This window comes from Rahnella sp. EDr1-12 (genome assembly GCF_049206505.1).
GTDB classification, from domain to species: Bacteria; Pseudomonadota; Gammaproteobacteria; order Enterobacterales; family Enterobacteriaceae; genus Rahnella; species Rahnella rivi.
The window spans coordinates 203,659-223,060 of the sequence record NZ_JBLZNY010000005.1 but is presented as its reverse complement, the minus strand read 5'-3'; the positions used below and the strand labels follow the sequence as shown (position 1 = coordinate 223,060).

At 54.1% G+C, this 19,402-nt stretch carries 18 protein-coding genes; 9 read left to right on the top strand and 9 right to left on the bottom strand.

All coding sequences use genetic code 11. The annotated features are described in order from the left end of the window. Nucleotides 1-57: 57 nt before the first annotated feature. From ACO0U8_RS19470 to ACO0U8_RS19455, 4 genes are all read left to right on the top strand, one after another. Nucleotides 58-570, top strand: a complete 513-nt coding sequence (locus ACO0U8_RS19470) for a TRAP transporter small permease (protein ID WP_136375494.1) — start codon at nt 58-60, stop codon at nt 568-570. 13 nt (nt 571-583) lie between these two features. Beyond that, on the top strand, nt 584-1,876 hold the full coding sequence (locus ACO0U8_RS19465) for a TRAP transporter large permease (protein WP_122096459.1): 1,293 nt from the start codon (nt 584-586) through the stop codon (nt 1,874-1,876). Between the two features lie 173 nt (nt 1,877-2,049). After that, complete coding sequence (metC, locus tag ACO0U8_RS19460; protein ID WP_421671443.1) at nt 2,050-3,243, top strand: cystathionine beta-lyase; 1,194 nt, start codon at nt 2,050-2,052, stop codon at nt 3,241-3,243. A 224-nt stretch (nt 3,244-3,467) separates the two neighbouring features. After that, nucleotides 3,468-4,127, top strand: a complete 660-nt coding sequence (locus ACO0U8_RS19455; RefSeq protein ID WP_056772927.1) for a DedA family protein — start codon at nt 3,468-3,470, stop codon at nt 4,125-4,127. Between the two features lie 18 nt (nt 4,128-4,145). On the opposite strand, the gene ACO0U8_RS19450 is transcribed toward ACO0U8_RS19455, so the two are convergent. Continuing rightward, nucleotides 4,146-5,087 (bottom strand): AraC family transcriptional regulator, encoded by a 942-nt coding sequence (locus tag ACO0U8_RS19450; RefSeq protein WP_056772930.1) that lies wholly within the window; start codon nt 5,085-5,087, stop codon nt 4,146-4,148. 287 nt (nt 5,088-5,374) lie between these two features. Here ACO0U8_RS19450 and dkgA point away from each other — a divergent pair, with 287 nt between their 5' ends. After that, nucleotides 5,375-6,199, top strand: a complete 825-nt coding sequence (gene dkgA / locus ACO0U8_RS19445) for a 2,5-didehydrogluconate reductase DkgA (RefSeq protein WP_056772933.1) — start codon at nt 5,375-5,377, stop codon at nt 6,197-6,199. A gap of 65 nt (nt 6,200-6,264) precedes the next feature. Here dkgA and ftsP read toward each other — a convergent pair whose 3' ends face one another. The 3 genes from ftsP to parC all read right to left on the bottom strand — a co-directional run bounded on the left by ftsP (nt 6,265) and on the right by parC (nt 10,977). After that, on the bottom strand, nt 6,265-7,680 hold the full coding sequence (ftsP, locus tag ACO0U8_RS19440) for a cell division protein FtsP (RefSeq protein ID WP_056772937.1): 1,416 nt from the start codon (nt 7,678-7,680) through the stop codon (nt 6,265-6,267). Nucleotides 7,681-7,749: 69 nt separating this feature from the next. Then, entirely contained in the window at nt 7,750-8,487 is a 738-nt protein-coding gene (locus ACO0U8_RS19435; RefSeq protein WP_183850091.1) for a 1-acylglycerol-3-phosphate O-acyltransferase, read from the bottom strand. Between the two features lie 216 nt (nt 8,488-8,703). Further along, a complete protein-coding gene (gene parC / locus ACO0U8_RS19430; RefSeq protein ID WP_056772944.1) occupies nt 8,704-10,977 on the bottom strand; it encodes a DNA topoisomerase IV subunit A in 2,274 nt (757 codons plus the stop codon). Between the two features lie 323 nt (nt 10,978-11,300). Here parC and ACO0U8_RS19425 point away from each other — a divergent pair, with 323 nt between their 5' ends. Together ACO0U8_RS19425 and ACO0U8_RS19420 are read left to right on the top strand one after the other, a co-directional pair. Further along, a complete protein-coding gene (locus tag ACO0U8_RS19425) occupies nt 11,301-11,888 on the top strand; it encodes an NAD(P)H-dependent oxidoreductase (protein WP_421671442.1) in 588 nt (195 codons plus the stop codon). A gap of 31 nt (nt 11,889-11,919) precedes the next feature. After that, on the top strand, nt 11,920-12,225 hold the full coding sequence (locus ACO0U8_RS19420) for a putative quinol monooxygenase (RefSeq protein WP_056772951.1): 306 nt from the start codon (nt 11,920-11,922) through the stop codon (nt 12,223-12,225). An 81-nt stretch (nt 12,226-12,306) separates the two neighbouring features. Here the strand turns inward: ACO0U8_RS19420 and parE are convergent, their stop codons facing one another. The 5 genes from parE to nudF form a co-directional block, all read right to left on the bottom strand. Then, on the bottom strand, nt 12,307-14,202 hold the full coding sequence (parE, locus tag ACO0U8_RS19415; RefSeq protein ID WP_056772954.1) for a DNA topoisomerase IV subunit B: 1,896 nt from the start codon (nt 14,200-14,202) through the stop codon (nt 12,307-12,309). Between the two features lie 115 nt (nt 14,203-14,317). Further along, entirely contained in the window at nt 14,318-14,899 is a 582-nt protein-coding gene (gene yqiA, locus ACO0U8_RS19410) for an esterase YqiA (protein ID WP_122096465.1), read from the bottom strand. Beyond that, on the bottom strand, nt 14,896-15,726 hold the full coding sequence (gene cpdA, locus ACO0U8_RS19405) for a 3',5'-cyclic-AMP phosphodiesterase (protein ID WP_122096466.1): 831 nt from the start codon (nt 15,724-15,726) through the stop codon (nt 14,896-14,898). Before cpdA ends, yqiA begins: the two co-directional genes overlap by 4 nt. A gap of 27 nt (nt 15,727-15,753) precedes the next feature. After that, nucleotides 15,754-16,176 (bottom strand): DUF1249 family protein, encoded by a 423-nt coding sequence (locus ACO0U8_RS19400; protein WP_072158072.1) that lies wholly within the window; start codon nt 16,174-16,176, stop codon nt 15,754-15,756. Next, nucleotides 16,176-16,811: an ADP-ribose diphosphatase gene (gene nudF, locus ACO0U8_RS19395; RefSeq protein WP_056772968.1), complete on the bottom strand. Its 636-nt coding sequence runs from the start codon at nt 16,809-16,811 to the stop codon at nt 16,176-16,178. Before nudF ends, ACO0U8_RS19400 begins: the two co-directional genes overlap by 1 nt. A 233-nt stretch (nt 16,812-17,044) precedes the next feature. Here nudF and tolC point away from each other — a divergent pair, with 233 nt between their 5' ends. Together tolC and ACO0U8_RS19385 are read left to right on the top strand one after the other, a co-directional pair. Further along, nucleotides 17,045-18,538, top strand: coding sequence for an outer membrane channel protein TolC (gene tolC / locus ACO0U8_RS19390; protein ID WP_056772971.1), 1,494 nt, complete (start codon nt 17,045-17,047; stop codon nt 18,536-18,538). A 194-nt stretch (nt 18,539-18,732) separates the two neighbouring features. Next, the gene (locus ACO0U8_RS19385; protein ID WP_136374724.1) at nt 18,733-19,401 is read left to right on the top strand and encodes a DUF1190 family protein; all 669 of its coding nucleotides are present in this window, start codon (nt 18,733-18,735) and stop codon (nt 19,399-19,401) included. The last annotated feature ends 1 nt before the right edge of the window (nt 19,402 follow it).

Genomic DNA, 19,402 nt, shown 5'->3' with positions numbered 1-19,402 from the left:
GTCTCTGACACGGGCAGCTCCCGCTGCCCTTTTCCGACACTCACCGGGGGAGACTTTATGATTTCCGGATATCACACCCTGATGGACATTCTTTACCGCGCCGCAATGTGGCTTGCCGGGATTGCATTATTACTGATGGTCGCGGTGATCCCCATCGGGATATTCGCCCGCTACGTCATGAACAGCGCACTGTCATGGCCTGAGCCGGTTGCCATCATGTGTATGGTAACGTTCACCTTTATCGGCGCGGCCGTAAGTTATCGCGCGGGTTCTCACATCGTGGTCGCGATGGTCACCGACCGTCTGCCTCCTGCACTGAAAAAGTTCTCGGCGCTGCTGTCAGATCTGATGATGCTGGCGATCAGCATCTTCATTTTCTGGTACAGCCTGCATTTGTGCAGCGAACTGTGGCTCCAGCCAGTGGCGGAATTCCCGCTGCTGACCGCCGGAGAAACCTATTTACCGCTGCCCGTGGGCTCTGCCCTGACGATCTTATTCATCATTGAGCAGATCATTGCCGGGCCGCAGCATCAGCGCCCTGTCGTGATGCTGGGAAATTCCGACGCCTGACCCGGAGAGACTTATGGATGCACTCATTTTACTGTTAACGCTGGGGGTGATGCTGGCGATCGGCGTGCCGGTGGCTTACGCCGTTGGCCTCAGCGCGCTGGCCGGTGCCTGGTGGATCGATCTGCCGCTTGAAGCACTGATGATCCAGCTGACCAACGGCGTGAATAAGTTTTCACTGCTGGCGATCCCGTTCTTTATTCTGGCCGGCGCGATCATGGCTGAAGGAGGCATTGCCCGCCGGCTGGTGAGTTTTGCCTATATCTTTGTCGGGTTCATTCGCGGCGGTCTGTCGCTGGTGAACATTGTCGCCTCAACCTTTTTCGGCGCGATCTCCGGCTCATCGGTGGCGGATACCGCGTCGATTGGTTCGGTGATGATCCCGGAAATGGAGAAGAAAGGTTATCCGCGCGATTTTGCCGCTGCGGTCACGGCCAGCGGCTCGGTGCAGGCGATCCTCACGCCGCCGAGCCATAACTCGGTCATTTACTCGCTCGCCACGGGCGGTACGGTGTCGATCGCCGCACTGTTCATCGCCGGTATTTTGCCCGGTTTGCTGCTCAGCCTGACCCTGATGGTGATGTGCGTCGTCTTTGCGCATCAGCGCGGTTATCCGAAAGGTGAACGCGTGCCGTTTCGTCAGGCACTGAAGATTTTTATCGACACGCTGTGGGGCCTGATGACCGTCGTCATCATCATGGGCGGAATTCTCAGCGGTATTTTCACCGCCACGGAATCTGCCGCCATCGCCTGTCTGTGGTCATTTTTCGTCACGATGTTCATTTACCGCGATTACAAATGGAGTGAACTGCCGAAACTGATGTACCGCACGGTGAAAACCGTCAGTATCGTCATGATCCTGATTGGCTTCGCGGCCAGCTTTGGCGCCGTGATGACCTACATGCAATTGCCGATGCGCATCACCGAATTCTTCACCTCGATCTCCGACAACAAGTACGTGATCCTCATGTGGATCAACATCATGCTGTTGCTGATCGGTACGCTGATGGACATGGCGCCGATCATTCTGATCCTGACGCCGGTCCTGCTGCCGGTGGTGTTATCACTGGGCATCGATCCGGTTCATTTTGGCATGATCATGCTGGTGAATCTGGGGATCGGGCTTATCACCCCGCCGGTCGGGTCGGTGCTGTTTGTCGCCAGCGCGGTCAGTAAACAGAGCATTGAGAAAGTCGTCAAAGCCATGCTGCCGTTCTATTGCGTGTTGTTCCTGGTGCTGATGCTGGTGACCTATATTCCTTCGATTTCGCTCTTCCTCCCCAAACTGTTCGGCGTCTACACCGGATAAAACCTCTGCCAGGCCCGTCATTTCTGACGGGCCTTTCCTTGTATAAAAGATTGGCTGAAATTTTCTCATTCAACCGGCAAAAACCTGATCCTGTGATTTCATCATGTTAAGTTAATGAGATATCAGCGGATGCCAGAGAGCATCGCTCTACAAAACAGGGTGAAACACGGATTATGTCGTCGAAGAAAATCGAAACCGCGCTGATAAGCGCCGGACGGGACAAGAAGTTCACGCAAGGTTCGGTCAATGCCGTCATTCAGCGCGCCTCCTCGCTGGTGTTTAACACCGTGGCGGATAAAAAAAACGCCACCGCCAACCGCGCTAACGGAGAATTGTTTTACGGTCGTCGTGGCACCCTGACGCATTTCTCGCTGCAGGAAGCGATGGTCGAACTGGAAGGCGGCGCGGGCTGCGCGCTTTATCCCTGCGGCGCCGCGGCGGTCAGTAATGCGGTATTGTCATTTGTCAGCACCGGCGACCACATTCTGGTGGCCGGTTCCTCTTACGAACCGACCCAAGATTTCTGCGAAAAAGTGCTGAAAAAACTCGGCGTTTCCACCACCTATTTCCCGTCCGATATCGGCGCAGATCTCGGTTCTCTGATGCAACCGAACACCCAGGTCGTGTTTCTCGAATCACCCGGTTCTATCACGATGGAAGTGCCCGATATCCCGGCCATGGTGGCGTCCGTGCGCGCGGTGAACCCTGATGTTGTCATCATGATCGACAATACCTGGGCGGCGGGCATTTTGTTTAAGGCGCTGGAGTTTGACATCGATATTTCGATTCAGGCGGGTACCAAATATATCGTCGGGCATTCCGATGCGATGATAGGCACGGCCGTTTCCAATGCCCGCTGCTGGGAACAGTTGCGCGAGCATTCTTATCTGATGGGGCAGATGGTCGATGCCGATACGGCCTACGTCGCCAGCCGGGGGCTGCGCACCATGGGCATCCGCCTCAGGCAACATGAGGAAAGCAGCCTTCGTATCGCGCAGTGGCTGGCAGAGCGTCCGGAAGTGGCGGTAGTCAACCATCCTGCCCTGCCTGGCAGTAAAGGTCATGAATTCTGGAAACGCGATTTCACCGGCAGCTGCGGTTTGTTCTCGTTCGTGCTGAAACAGCGCCTGAGCACGCAGCAGCTTTCCGATTACCTTGATCACTTTGAACACTTCAGCATGGCCTACTCCTGGGGCGGATTTGAATCGCTGGTGTTAGCCAATCAGCCGGAAGAAATTCAGGCGATCCGTCCGGCTGAAACCGTTGATTTCACCGGTACGCTGGTGCGGCTGCACATCGGGCTGGAGCATTGTGATGATTTGATCGCCGATCTGACCCTGGCGTTTGAACGAATCGGCACTGCCTGAGCCTCAGGGATTGCGACGTACCGCGCAGATCGTTAAGGTATCTGTCGGATTTTCATTCGCAAAATGAGAATAATCTGTAAGCTCTCCCTGTACCGGTGAACACTACCGGGGCAGGCGATCTTTTTTGAAGTGATCTCAGATCAACGTCTCCGGGCGGGATCCGCGGTACACTGGCAAGTGACAGCGATTGTTACGAAAAGCACACGACAGCAACAGGAAAGAATATGGCAGTGATTTGCGACATTTTTCATGCACTCTGGCGGCATGATTTTACTATGCTCGCCGACCCCAATCTCCTTTGGGTCATTTATGCTGTCCTGTTCACCACGCTATTTCTTGAAAATGGATTGCTTCCTGCTTCCTTCCTGCCCGGCGACAGCCTGCTGCTGCTGACCGGCGCGCTTATCGCCAAAGGGGTGATGAGCTTTTTCCCGACGCTGATTATTCTGGTGATTGCCGCCAGCCTCGGCTGCTGGCTGAGTTACATACAGGGGCGCTGGCTTGGGCATACCCGCGTGGTCAGGGGCTGGCTGTTGCAGCTTCCGGCGCATTATCATCAGCGCGCCCACCGGATGTTCACTCAGCACGGATTAATGGCGCTGCTCGTAGGCCGTTTTCTGGCTTTCGTGCGCACTCTGCTGCCGACAATGGCGGGCATTTCCGGCCTGAATAACGCCCGTTTCCAGTTCTTTAACTGGCTGAGCGCTATTCTGTGGGTAGGCGCGGTGATCACACTGGGGTTCGCCATGAGTCACATTCCGCTGGTTAAACGTCATGAAGACCAGGTCATGGCCGGGCTGATGATTTTACCGGTGGTGTTGCTGGTCATTGGCCTTGCGGGCGGCGTCGTGGTGCTGTGGAAAAACCGCAAAGCCCACGCATGATCGCCACGGATCGCCCGGTCAGAATACGGCTTTAAAGGAGGCATCGGCGCTGGCCGATGCACCAAACGTACTTTCCCTCAGGCGCGCAATCTCGTCGCTTGGGGTCACCCCAAAATAACGCTTAAACTCCCGGCTGAACTGCGACGCACTTTCGTACCCCACCTGCAGGGCCGCTGAGCTGGCTTTGAGTCCGTCGTAAATCATCATCATGCGCGCTTTATGCAAACGATAGGTTTTCAGATATTGCAGCGGTGACGTGCTGGTGACCGCTTTAAAGTTGTGATGAAACGCCGACACGCTCATGTTCACTTCACTCGCCAGAATTTCCACGCTGAGATTATCTGCGTACTGAGCCTCAATGCGGCGCAGGGATTTGGTGATCTGACTGAAATGCGTATGACGGTTAACCAGCGCCTGCAATGCCCCGCCATTCTCGCTGGTCAGGATGAAGAACAGGATTTCGCGGATAATCTTCGGCCCCAGCACGCGGGCGTGCAACGGCTTATCCATCACATCCAGAAGACGTTCAGTGGCACACAGAATATCGTCATCAAGAATACCGGAGTTGATCCCGGTGGAAGACTCCCGCTGGCTGGCCATCGCTTCATCACCCATGTCCATCAGCAAGTCCTGCAACATCGTGTTATCGATGCTGATTTGTATACCGGCCATTGGCTGATCCGGGCTGCCAAAGGTTTCGCATTCGAACGGCAGCGGCACCGTCAGCATCAGATAATTATGCGGATCGTAGGAGAAGGTTTTCTTACCGAGATAACCGACTTTGCGCCCCTGAAACAGGATCACCACGCCAGGGTTATAGAGCACCGGCTGCCTTGCATGGTACTGCGTGGTGTACATCAGCGTGACCTGCGGTACCGCAGATTTACTGAGTATTTTGTCCCCGCTGAGCTGCGCAACGCGTGCTGACATGCGGGCACATAAGCTGTCCACATTTTCCATAATTCCTGCTCTCCGCCTTCGATAAACCGGCATCAATAGTGCCATATTCCCCCCGGTTTCTACAGAGACAAGCAGAAACAGGCAAGCCTTAAGCAGGAATGAGCATCTTCCGCGCGACGATTTGGCCTTACAGTAAAAACGGTCCGGCTGGCTTTGCGTTGAAAATAAAATCAGTAGCTTGCTCAGCAAGATGCTGTTTCGTTAACTAGACTTAGTCACAGGCTAAAGCCCCATCCCTCTCTGTGCCCGCGCATTTTGCGGGCACTCTGCCCATTAAGGAGAAACTCATGGCAACGCAACCCATCATAAAACTTCACGATGGCAACCTGATGCCTCAGTTAGGACTTGGCGTATGGAAAGCCAGTAATCAGGAAGCCAGTGCCGCGGTGAAAACCGCCATTGAAACCGGCTATCGCCACATCGATACCGCCGCCATTTATAAGAATGAGGAAGGCGTCGGCGAAGCCCTTGCCGCCCGTCTCGTTCCTCGTGAAGAGCTGTTCATCACCACCAAACTGTGGAATGACGATCAGCTGAACGCACCTGAAGCGCTGGAAACCAGCCTCAAAAAACTGCAAACAGATTACGTTGATCTGTATCTGATTCACTGGCCGCAACCGCAACAAGGCCACTATGTGGACGCCTGGAAGGCGCTGCTCAAGCTCAAAGAACAAGGTCTGGCGAAGAGCGTCGGCGTGTGTAACTTCCCTCTCGAGCATTTGCAGAAACTGAAAGATGAAACCGGTATTTTCCCGGTCGTTAACCAGATTGAGCTGCACCCGCTGATGCAACAGCGTCAGTTGCATGCGTGGAACGCAACGCACAATATTGCGACCGAATCCTGGAGCCCGCTGGCACAGGGCGGTGAAGGCGTATTTGATCAACCTCTGATTCAAAAACTGGCGGAAAAGTATGACAAAACGCCGGCGCAGATCGTGATCCGCTGGCATCTGGATAACGGGCTGATTGTGATCCCTAAATCCGTGACGCCAAAACGCATCCTTGAAAACTTCGACGTGTTTGATTTTAAGCTGGAGAAGGAAGAGCTGGCGGAAGTTACCAAGCTCGACAAGAGCCAGCGTCTTGGGCCTGATCCGAAAAACGATCTGTAAACCAGTCGTTTAACGTCATAAAACAAAAACCCGCCGCGGCGGGTTTTTTATCGGGCAAAACGCCGTTACATCGACGGCTGAACCAGCATATTTCCGGCGGAACCCCGGTCGGCCAGTTCCAGCGCCCCGCTGCGATACACAAACGGGAAATGCTCGTACGACGGCTGGTTGAAATACACCAGCAGCTCCACATCGCCATCGACCCACACCGTATCTTTAAAGCCGGCGTCTTCCACCAGCGGCGCTGCGCCGTTGACGCTTTTCACCAGGAAAGACACCCCTTCGGCATGGAACGATTGCGGCATATCCGCATGGATTGTCCAGCGCTCCCACGTCCCCTGCTGGGCCGTGAGGTCAATCCGGTTAATATCCCAGGTCGCGCCGTTCACACCCGGCTGACTGTCGCCGAGGCGCAGGTCGCGGGTGCGGATCACGTTGCCGGAAAGGATTTGATCCGCCAGCAAGCGCATCGGCAGATTATCTGTCACCAGCGGCAGCAGGCCGGTCGGTTTAAGCGTCAGCACCAGCGTGGAAACCAGAATGCTCGACGGTTCAAACAACCCGCGTAAACGCTCCATCACGCCCGCGGCTTCACCGGCGGTAATCGACACTTCTTCACCCTGCGACATATCCACCAGCACTTCGCGGCGTTCGCCCGGCGCCAGCGATAAACGCTGCACGGTCATCGGGGCAGGCAGGAACCCGAGATCCGAGGCAACCACGTGGAACGGGCGGCCATCACTCATGTTCAGTTCGTAACGGCGGGCATTTGAGGCATTGAGTAAACGCAGACGCACCCAGCCGCGTGAAACTTCCACGAACGGACTTTGCACGCCATTCACCAGCATGGTATCGCCGAAGAATCCGCCGGAAGCGGGCGTGTCGTATTGCGGCACGCCAAAACTGTCCAGGCGTTTGTCCTGAATGATCAGCGGGAAATCATCCACACCGTAATGGTTCGGCAGCGGCAGATTTTTACTGATTTCGTCTTCCACAATCCACATTCCCGCCAGTCCGTTATAGACATGCGGTGCCATGCGGTTAGGGGTGTTGGCGTGATACCAGCAGGTTGCAGCAGGCTGGCGGATAGGCAATACCGGCGACCAGTCAACGCCCGGCGACATCATGCGTGCGCCGCCACCGGTGAGCGTACCCGGTTCGAGCAAACCGCTGATGGTCATCGACACCGGTTCTGCCAGACGGTTGCTGTAAATCAGCTTAACGTCATCACCACTGTGCACTTTCACCGTCGGCCCGAGATACATGCCGTTAATCCCCCAGACCGGGGCTTTGGCACCGCCCAGAAACGACCAGTGGGCTGACTGCAAAGTGAGAAACAGGGGTTGTCCACGACGCGATTCAAGCAGCGGCGGAACGGGCAGGGCCGGTTGCGAACCACTCGCTTCTGCTTTAAATGGCAGAGCACCTGCGGCAAGTGCCACGCCGGAGGCTTGCAGGAACGAGCGACGACTGAGTGACATATCTTCTCCATGAAAACATAAGTAAGCCCCGTCGCCATCAATGGCAGCGGGTGTGGTAGGTAGTGAATTTTATTTCTTATCTGCGGCTTCGCGCTGTGCCACTTCGGCGTCCAGCTCGGCGATTTTATCCGCCATCAGCTTGTGGCAGTGCTCAGACAACTCGCGCAAACGGTCTTTCGTATAGCCGGTAGTATCGACAGGCGGCAGCATTTCAACAATGACGTGGCCGTTGTACCAGCGGTTGAGTTTGACCTTGCCATTGGTGTTCGACACACAAATCGGCACGATCGGCACACCGGCGGAAATCGCGGCATGGAAAGCACCGGTTTTGAACGGCATCAGACCGCGTCCCCGGCTGCGTGTCCCTTCCGGGAACATCCAGATCGACAGATCTTTTTTCTTAATCTGATTCACAACCTGCGAAATCGTGCCGTGGGCTTTCGCGCGGTTATTACGGTCAATCAGCAGGTTGCCGGTAAGCCAGTACAGCTGGCCAAAGAAAGGGATCCAGACCAGGCTTTTTTTGCCCACGGTCACGGTGCCCGGCATCACAACCGATGACGCGGTCACCATGTCGTAATTGTTTTGATGGTTGGCGATATAAATACATTTACCGTTATTTGGCGCTTGTGCGGGAATACGCTTTTCGACGGTCAGGCCGAAAACGGGGGCCAGATGGCCAAATAACTTACCAAACGTCGCCACATGCTTCGGATTACGCGGGCTGAACAGACAATAAATACAGCCAAAAATACTCACCAGGATCGAGTAAATCACCACGATTATCAGTCGTAAAATAAATAACATAACATCCTCTTAAAACTACAGCCGAAGCCGGTAAGAAACCTTTGCAGTTCAGATCCCGTGCGCTGAGCTATTCTCAAGCCTGATTCAACGCTATACAACGGTTTTGTTTATACAAATGTAAAATCTTTGCACTGCACAACAGTCTCAAACAATAGCTGAACTCTACAACGTAGACAGGGCACAAATGTGCCCTGTCAGTGCCATGAAGCCCGCGCGTTATTCTTCGCTGTCGCCACCTTTGCTGCGAACCGGCGCATCCACTTCGACGCGATCGATTCGTTGCAGGCCACGTGGCAGAAGGGTTCCCTTGCGCCCGCGTTCAGCGCGGAATTTCTGCAAATCTTCAGGACGCAGCACCAGTTTGCGTTTTCCAACGTGCAACGTGATCGACGTCTGCGGTGGCAACACCAGCAACCAGGCGAGTTTGTCTTCGCCGGAAGCGGCCTGCGCCGATGGGATTGAAACAATTTTGTTACCCTTGCCCTTCGACAACTGCGGCAAATCAGCCACCGGGAATAACAGCATGCGCCCCGCCGCCGTCACGGACAGCAGCATGTCGTCGGCGCCATTGAGTTCGATTGGCGCAAAGGCTTTGGCGTTGTCCGGCAGAGTAATCATCGCTTTACCGGCACGGTTACGCGCCACTAAATCGTTGAAAGTACAGACAAAACCGTAGCCCGCATCGGAGGCCATCAGCAGTTTCTGATCGTCTTGCGCCATCAGAACGTGTTCGATGGTGGCGCCCGGCGGCGGTGTCAGCTTCCCGGTCAGCGGCTCACCCTGCCCTCGAGCGGAAGGCAGCGTCATTGGATCGAGTGCATAGCTGCGCCCGGTGGAGTCGATAAACACCACCGGCTGATTGGTCTTGCCTCTGGCGGCAGCGCGGAAGCTGTCACCGGCTTTGTAGCTCAGCCCGGCGGCGTCAATGTCGTGGCCTTTGGCGCTGCGTACCCAACCCGATTCAGACAAGACGATAGTCACCGGCTCTGACGGCAGGATGTCATGCTCGCTCATCGCCTTGGCTTCTTCGCGTTCCGTTATTGGCGAACGGCGTTCATCACCAAAGGATTCGGCATCAGCCTGAATTTCTTTGCGGATCAGCGTGCTGAGTTTGCGTTCAGAGCCCAGAAGCGCCTGCAGCTGATCGCGTTCTTTCGCCAGCTCGTCCTGCTCACCCCGAATTTTGGTTTCTTCGAGTTTTGCCAGGTGGCGTAATTTCAGCTCAAGGATGGCTTCAGCCTGCGTATCCGACAGTTCGAAACGCTGCATCAACACCGGTTTAGGTTCGTCTTCGGTACGGATGATGTGAATAACTTCATCAATATTCAGGAACGCCGTCAGTAAACCTTCCAGGATATGCAGGCGCTTAAGCACCTTATCCAGACGGAAGTTCAGGCGGCGGCGCACGGTATCACGGCGGTAGGCCAGCCATTCGGTCAGAATTTCCACCAGTCCTTTCACTTGCGGACGATGATCCAGGCCGATCATATTCATGTTAATGCGGTAACTGCGTTCCAGATCGGTGGTGGCGAACAGGTGATTCATGACCTGATCGAGATCGATACGGTTGGAACGCGGCACCACCACCAGGCGGGTCGGGTTTTCGTGATCGGATTCGTCACGAAGATCTTCGACCATCGGCAGTTTTTTAGCCCGCATCTGGCTGGCGATTTGCTCCAGCACTTTCGCGCCAGACACCTGATGCGGCAACGCGGTGATCACCGCACTGCCGTCTTCTTTATGCCAGACCGCACGCATGCGCACCGAGCCTTTGCCCGATTCGTACATTTTGCGGATTTCGCTGCGCGGCGTAATGATTTCGGCTTCGGTCGGGAAATCCGGACCCTGCACAAATTCCAGCAGGTCATCCAGCGAGCTGCCCGGTTTTTCCAGCAGCGCCACTGCCGCGGCCGCCACTTCCCGGATGTTGTGCGGCGGAATATCCGTCGCCATCCCCACGGCAATGCCGGTGGTGCCGTTCAGCAATATGTTCGGCAGACGCGCAGGCAGCATTTTCGGCTCCTGCATGGTGCCGTCAAAGTTCGGGACATAATCCACCGTACCCTGACCCAGCTCACGCAGCAGCACTTCTGCATATTTAGACAGACGTGATTCGGTGTAACGCATCGCCGCGAAGGATTTCGGGTCATCCGGCGCACCCCAGTTACCCTGTCCGTCAACCAGCGGATAACGGTAGGAGAACGGCTGAGCCATCAGCACCATCGCTTCATAACAGGCGCTGTCGCCGTGCGGATGGTATTTACCCAGCACGTCACCCACCGTACGGGCGGATTTTTTAAATTTGGCGTTATTACTCAGGCCCAGTTCGGACATCGCGTAAATAATACGGCGTTGCACCGGCTTGAGGCCGTCACCGATAAACGGCAGCGCGCGGTCCATGATGACGTACATGGAATAGTTGAGATAGGCGTTCTCAGTAAACGTGTGCAGTGCTAAACGCTCTGTTCCGTCATGAGTCATTTCGCTCATTGATGTTTAATCCTCAGACCCGTGGCGTTATCGTTTTGGAAATTAAGGAAGCTTGCCGCGCGGGCATGCAAAGGCACCCGCCGCGAGGCAATGATGTCCGCGATAGTACATCATCTGCCGTATTGCTGTCACAGTTGCTGTGTTTATGCGTTGTTTTTAAGCAATTACCGGACAGGCATCGCGCTCATTTGTCAGCTAAAACGGTCAATTATTGCATCTGCGTCAATAGTCTTGTGCGCAATATCACATTTTTTCGCGATACCGGGTTGGGTACACTGTGTGGTAACAGCCTGACGCCCAGAATTCAATTTAAGGAAAACTCCATGAGCAACATCCTGATCATCAATGCCGGTAAAACCTTTGCCCACTCAAAAGGCGCGCTGAACAACAGCCTGACCGACGTCGCCACCAGTTTTCTTCGCGATAAAAGCCATGACGTGCGCGTCACTGTCCTGGAAGAGGGTTACGACGTGCAAACCGAAATCGAAAGCTATCTGTGGGCCGACGCCATCATTTATCAGCAACCGGGCTGGTGGATGGGTATGCCGTGGACGCTGAAAAAATACATTGATGAAGTCTTCACCGAAGGCCACGGTAAACTGTACGCCAGCGATGGCCGTACCCGTTCTGATGCCGCGAAAAAATACGGTTCCGGCGGCCTGTTACAGGGCAAATGCTACATGCTTTCCGTCACCTGGAACGCACCGCTGGAAGCGTTCGAAGATAAAGAACAGTTCTTCCACGGTGTGGGCGTTGACGGCGTGTACCTGGCGCAGCATAAAGCCAACCAGTTCATCGGCCTGGACACCCTGCCGACGTTCATGTGTAACGATGTGATCAAGCAACCTGACGTCGAAGGTGATTTCGCCCGTTATCGTGCACACCTTGAAAATGTGTTCGGTCAGGCCTAAGGTAAAAAGTCATTCGTGTAATGAGGTAGTTATGATCACTGTTATCGCCGAAATCAAAGTAAAACCGGGCCGTCGCGAGTCGGTTATGGAAAAGATTACCGCGCTGTTGCCCAGCGTTCTCGAAGAGAAAGGCTGCCATCGCTATGAGCCTTACATTGATTTCAACGGCCAGATCCCATGGCGTAAAACCGTACCTGATTCCATTTTCATGCTGGAAGACTGGGAAAGCCTGGCGCATCTTGAAGCGCATCAGCAGGCAGCGCACATGGACAAACACCGCGAAAACATTAAAGCCGACGTGCTGGATGTAGTGATCCATATTATCGAAAAAGCGTAATCGTAAGATCTGCGCGGATCAGAAAACAAAAATGCCGGAGCTGCAAAGCGTCCGGCATTTTTTTTGGAACATGCTGAGGGATCAGACGTCCAGTTCGGCTGTATCGCCTTTTTCCTGCAACCAGTTACGGCGATCTTCCGACCGTTTTTTCGCCAGCAGCATATCCATCATGCGCAGCGTCTGGTCGATATCATTTTCGTCGATGGTCAGCTGAACCAGACGACGGGTATTCGGATCGAGCGTGGTTTCGCGCAACTGCAACGGGTTCATCTCACCCAGCCCTTTAAAGCGCTGTACGTTCGGTTTGCCTTTTTTGCGTTTCAGCTGATCCAGCACACCCTCTTTTTCCTGCTCGTCCAGCGCATAGAACACTTCTTTGCCCAGATCGATACGATAAAGAGGCGGCATGGCGACATACACGTGACCGCCGCGAACCAGTGAACGGAAATGGCGGACAAACAGCGCGCAAAGCAGCGTGGCGATGTGTAAACCGTCGGAGTCCGCATCCGCAAGAATACAGACTTTGCCATAGCGCAGTTGTGAGAGGTCTTCACTGTCGGGATCAATACCGATCGCCACAGATATATCGTGCACTTCCTGAGACGCCAGCACTTCGTCAGAAGAGACTTCCCACGTATTTAAGATCTTACCTTTGAGCGGCATGATCGCCTGGTATTCGCGATCGCGCGCCTGTTTGGCAGAACCGCCTGCGGAATCCCCTTCCACCAGGAACAGTTCGGTCATGTTCAGGTCTTGTGACGTACAGTCTGCCAGTTTGCCCGGCAGCGCAGGGCCGCTGGTGAGTTTCTTACGCACCACTTTTTTCGCGGCACGCAAACGACGCTGCGCACTGGAAATACACAGCTCCGCCAGCTGTTCTGCTGCGTGCACGTTCTGATTTAGCCACAGGCTGAAAGCATCTTTCACCACACCGGAAACGAATGCTGCGCACTGGCGCGAGGAGAGACGCTCTTTGGTCTGACCGGCGAATTGCGGATCCTGCATTTTTACCGACAGCACATAGGCACAGCGCTCCCAGATATCTTCCGCCGAGAGTTTGACGCCGCGCGGCAAAATATTGCGGAATTCGCAAAACTCACGCATTGCATCCAGCAGGCCCTGACGCAGTCCGTTAACATGCGTCCCGCCCTGCATCGTGGGGATGAGGTTAACGTAGCTTTCCGTCAGCAGCTCGCCGCCTTCAGGCAGCCACAGCAGCGCCCAGTCTACCGCTTCGATATCACCGGCAAAGGCCCCGACAAAGGCTTTTTCAGGCAACGTGATCAGGCCGTTTACCGCTTCCATCAGGTAGTCGGTCAGCCCGTCTTCGTAACACCAGCGTTGCTCGGTGTTATTCACCTTGTCTTTGAAAATGATTTCAACGCCAGGGCACAGTACGGCTTTGGCTTTCAGCAAATGGCTGAGGCGGCTGACCGAAAAACGCGGGCTGTCGAAGAAACTGACGTCTGGCCAGAAATGTACGCTGGTGCCGGTATTGCGTTTGCCGCAGGTACCGGTAACGTGCAAATCCTGCACTTTATCGCCATTTTCGAACGCCATCTCATACACTTCGCCGCCGCGTTTTACCGCCACTTCGACACGTTTCGATAAGGCGTTAACCACTGAGATCCCCACGCCATGCAGGCCGCCGGAGAACTGGTAGTTCTTGTTGGAGAATTTACCGCCTGCGTGCAGACGGCAGAAAATCAGTTCGACTGCGGGCACGCCCTCTTCGGCGTGGATATCCACCGGCATGCCGCGGCCATCATCGATGACTTCCAGCGACTGGTCTTCATGAAGGATCACTTCGATGCGTTTGGCGTGGCCGGCTAATGCCTCATCCACGCTGTTATCAATAACTTCCTGGCCGAGGTGGTTTGGCCGGGTGGTATCAGTGTACATGCCCGGACGGCGGCGCACCGGTTCGAGTCCGCTGAGGACCTCTATGGAATCCGCGTTATAAGTAGATTGGCTCATCGTTGATTATTCGTGGCTCATAGGTTTGTGGGCTAACGATACAGTATGTGGGCGGGAGGAAAGCACTGGCAGCGCGCAGACGCCAAAAATCCGGGGAAAACGTCACCCTGCGATATTAGTCTGCGGCCAGTTCGAGGAAATCGACAATCGGCGAAAAATAGCGTTCAAAGCCGACAAATGCATGATTTCCCTCGGGTTCGACCGTCTGGCGACAGGTGGTGTAATAGGCCACAGCCTGACGGTAATCGAGAACTTCATCGCCCGTTTGCTGTAATAACCAGAGTAAATCCGGTGACTCCAGCGGTTCGATCTGCATCACTTTCAGATCGTAAACGTGGCGTGACTCTAACACATATTGTTGGCCGGTGTAGGGGTTCTCATTTTGCCCGAGAAAGTCGATCAGCAGCTCATAAGGCTTCACCGCCGGGTTCACCACCACCGCGGGGACGGCAAAACACTGCGACAACCAGGTCGCGTAATACCCGCCGAGCGAGGAGCCGACAATGCCCAGTTTTTTACCGGCATGTTGAATCACCAGTGTTTCCAGTTGTTCTGCCGCTTCGGACGGATACGGCGGAAGCTGGGGGATCACCATCTCGATGGCCGGATGATGTTCCGCCAGCCAGTTTTTCATTAACGTGGCTTTCGCGGAATTAGGCGAACTGTTAAACCCGTGCAGATACAAAAGGGTATTCATTCGTATCCGTCCGATTCCGTATCGGGATGAAACTCTGTGGATTCGAGACGAAATACCTGCGTCTCAACGCGACCATCCGGATACAAATCCAGATAACGCCAGCCCGGTGCAACGGTATCAATCGTAAAATTGGTGCAGTGAGGTTTGAACTGTACGCAGGTTGATGGCGTGGCGTACAAGCGACGACCATACCAGTCGAGATCCAGTTCCTGATGAATATGCCCGCACAGCAGCGTATTCACTTTCGGGTAGTTCACCAGCGTATTGGCCAGCATGTGCGCGTTACGCAGGCTATGCTGATCGAGCCAGGTACACCCGGAGGGCAACGGATGATGATGCAGCATCAGCAGGGTGTAGCGGTCAGGCCAGGCCTGCAGGCAGCGCTCCATCCACTCCAGCTGATATTCGCTCAGCTCGCCGTGAGGCACGCCAAATACCTGAGTATCAAGCAGAATGATTTGCCAGTGTTCGCCAACCAGCACGTGCTTCGACGGGATGATCCCGGCTTCGCGCAGGGTGTCAAACATCGCTGGCTGGAAATCATGGTTTCCCGGAAGCCAGACACAAGGCGCAGGCAGTTCACTGATGCCACGGCAAAATTGCTGGTATGCCGCCACCGACTGATCCTGAGCCAAATCCCCCGTCGCGGCGATGATATCGACTTCACGCTGCTGCGCCTTTATAGCGTCCAGCACCGCGCGATAGCTGTTAAACGTATTCACGCCCAACAACGTTTCATCTTCACCGGCAAAAAGATGGGTATCTGTAATCTGTAGAACTCTGACTTTGGCCCCATTTACCAAAGGCAGTTTAAACAGGCTTTCCAAATCGTTTCCCTTGTTATTGAAGTCTGTCTAACAAACCGGAATTGCCATCGCTCCGTGCGCAAGGCAATAACGCAGCCAGTCCGCAAGAAACTGGTTAATTTGATGCTTTTCATCACGCTGATGCAACTTTTTATTAGGATAATCATAACGTGCTTTGAAGCGGAAAATCTGCTGACTTGCACACACTTCAGCCACCATCGCATCATGATAAAGCCGAACCGTCAGCGACGGCAGACTCCAGTAACTGACCGCAGGTGCCGTTTGTTTTATCTCCACCAGAGACGTATAGCGTGTCGATTCGAGGATCGTCAGACGATACTTGGCGCTACTTACCTGATATGTCACTGTTTCGCCGGGCTCATCGGTGCGCGGCATTAAACGTCGCAATTGTGCGAAATTGGTTTCACACAATCTCATCATTTCAGGGAAATCAGGGGTATAGCGCTTAATCATTCGTTGGCCCACTCTTTTCTCAGGGATTCATAGTGCAGTTGCAGCCATTGCAGAGCAATCACTGATGCCGCATTGTCTATCGCTCCTTCTTCCACCCAGCGGTAAGCCTGCTCGCGGCTGACGACGTGTACCCGGATGTCTTCATTCTCTGCTTCCAGACCGTGAATTCCTTCTGCCGTTGTGGCGTCGACTTCACCGACCATAATGGAAAGACGTTCGCTGGTCCCGCCGGGGCTGGCTAAATAATTCAGCACCGGTTTGCAACGCTTCACCACAATGTTCGCCTCTTCCAGCGCTTCACGGCGGGCGACTTCTTCTACCGTTTCGCCCTCTTCAATGATACCGGCGACCATCTCCAGAAGCCATGGTGTATCACTGGAATCAATACATGGTATGCGGATCTGCTCGATCAACACCACCTCATCGCGTGACGGATCATAAGGTAATAACACCGCGGCATGCCCGCGTTCAAAAACCTCACGTACAACCTCGCCACTCATTTCGCCGTTAAACAAACGATGGCGAAACCGATATGCAATAATAGAAAAAAAACCTTTATATCGTGGCTCACGTGCAATAATTTCTACATCATCTTTGCCGAAACTTACCGGTGAACCTTTAAATGAAGACATGGAGCGTTCTCCTTTAATGCCTCATAAAGGTAATTTATCGCCTTTTGAGGTCAATTTGATGAAAATGCGTTAATAATAATCAAGGTTGTTTGTGATAGATTTAGGCTCATTCCGCGGGTAAGGCACGTTAAGCCAACCTACCCGCTAGCCTGTCTCTGCTAGAATCCGCGTCTATTCGATTATTTGACTGCGTCACCATACATAACAACATTGCTGCACAACAAGGAATGCAAATGAAGAAACTGCTCCCCCTTCTCATCGGACTCAGCCTGGGCGGCTTTAGTACGATAAGCCAGGCCGAAAACCTGATGCAGGTCTATCAGCAGGCCAGGACGAGTAACCCCGACCTGCGTAAATCAGCTGCTGACCGGGATGCCGCATTCGAAAAAATTAACGAAAGCCGCAGTCCTTTATTACCGCAACTCGGTTTGGGTGCGGATTATGGTTATACCAATGGTTACCGCGATGCGAATGGCGTAAACAGCAATGTTGGCAGCGCCAGCCTGCAATTAACGCAGACCCTTTTTGATATGTCAAAATGGCGCGCCCTGACGTTGCAGGAAAAAACTGCAGGTATTCAGGATGTGTCTTATCAGACGGATCAACAATCTTTGATCCTTAATTCTGCGACGGCCTATTTTAATGTATTGAGTGCGATCGATTCACTCTCTTATACCGAAGCGCAGAAACAGGCTATTTACCGTCAGTTAGATCAAACCACTCAGCGTTTTAACGTGGGTCTGGTTGCCATCACTGACGTGCAGAACGCCCGTTCACAATACGACACCGTGCTGGCGAATGAAGTTACCGCACGCAACAACCTGGATAATGCGCTGGAATCCCTGCGTCAGGTGACCGGGACTTATTACCCGCAGCTGTCTTCTCTCAACGTTGACAATTTCAACACCACGCGCCCGCAACCGGTCGCCACGCTGTTGAAAGAAGCCGAAAGCCGTAACCTGAGCTTGCTGTCAGCACGTCTGTCACAAGACCTGGCTCGCGAGCAAATCCGTTATGCTGAAACCGGTCATATGCCAACGGTGGATCTGACCGCCTCTACCGGCATCAGCAACACCAAATACAACGGCGACAAAACCGGTGGCGCTTCAAGCTATCAGGATGCCGACGCTGGCCAGAATAAAATTGGCCTGAGCTTCTCTCTGCCACTGTACAGCGGCGGTTCTGTCACGTCTCAGGTGAAACAGGCTCAGTACAACTTCGTGGGTGCAAGCGAACAGCTTGAAAGCGCACACCGTAGCGTGGTTCAAACCGTTCGTTCCTCCTTCAACAACATCTCTGCTTCCATCAGCAGCATCAACGCTTATAAACAAGCCGTTGTTTCTGCTCAGAGTTCTTTAGATGCAATGGAAGCCGGTTACCAGGTCGGTACCCGAACTATCGTTGATGTGCTCGATGCCACCACCACGCTGTACAACGCCAAGCAACAGCTTTCCAGCGCGCGTTATACCTATCTGATTAACCAGCTGAACATCAAGTCAGCGCTGGGTACACTGAACGAAAGTGACCTGCTGGCACTCAATGGTGCGCTGGGTAAACCGGTACCTACGGCGCCGGATCAGGTTGCGCCTGAAACGCCAAATCAGGATGCGGCGGCTGACGGCTATAACAGTGACGGCACGCAGGCAACTGCACCGCGCACTGAAAGAGCCAGCGCGACCACCACAGCGCCAGTTGCGCAGAAAAGCAGAAATCCTTTCCAAAACTGAGTCTGAAAGACACCGTTTTGTTGAGCGAAATCCCCTGAGGCAGCCTGAAAAGGCTGCTTTTTTTTGTCTCCGTCACGTCCCTCTGTAAAGTCTGGTAACAATTGGCTTTCGCTGCTTTAACAATAACCCGCTTTCCCCTATCCTTAAACCCTACTGGGAAAGGGCGAAAAAGCCCTGTGAATGGGATAAGAACGATGAAACGGACACAACACGTCAACCTGGCAACCTTCCGAAAATCCTGGCGCAGCTCTCGAATGACGCCTGTCGCACTGGCGGTCAGCGCCGTATTTATGCTGTCTGGCTGTGAAAAAACCGACGAAACGGTTTCTTTGTATCAGAACGCGGATGACTGCTCTAAAGCGAATCCGTCCGGCAGCGCGCAGTGTGTCGCAGCTTATGATGCCGCGAAAAAAGACGCCGAAAAAACCGCCCCGAAATACGCCAGCCGCGAAGACTGTATTGCCGAATTCGGCGAAGGTCAGTGCACACAAACGCCGGCTCAGGCCGGTGTGGCTTCCGCCGAAGGCCAGAGCAGTGGCAGCATGTGGATGCCACTGATGGCAGGCTACATGATGGGCCGCATGATGAGTGGCGGCGCGTATGCACAGCAGCCACTCTTCAGTTCTAAAAATCCGGCAAGCCCGGCGAACGGTAAATTCGTTGATGCAACCGGTAAAAACTACGGTCCTGCAACGGCCGGCGGCCGAACCATGAACGTGCCTAAAACCGCGATGGCGCCGAAACCAGCCGTGACCAAAACCATCACCCGTGGCGGTTTTGGTGAAAGCGTAGCAAAACAGACATCGATGCAACGTAGCTCAACCGCCGCTCCGCGCAGCGCTGGCCGCAGCATGGGTGGCTAAG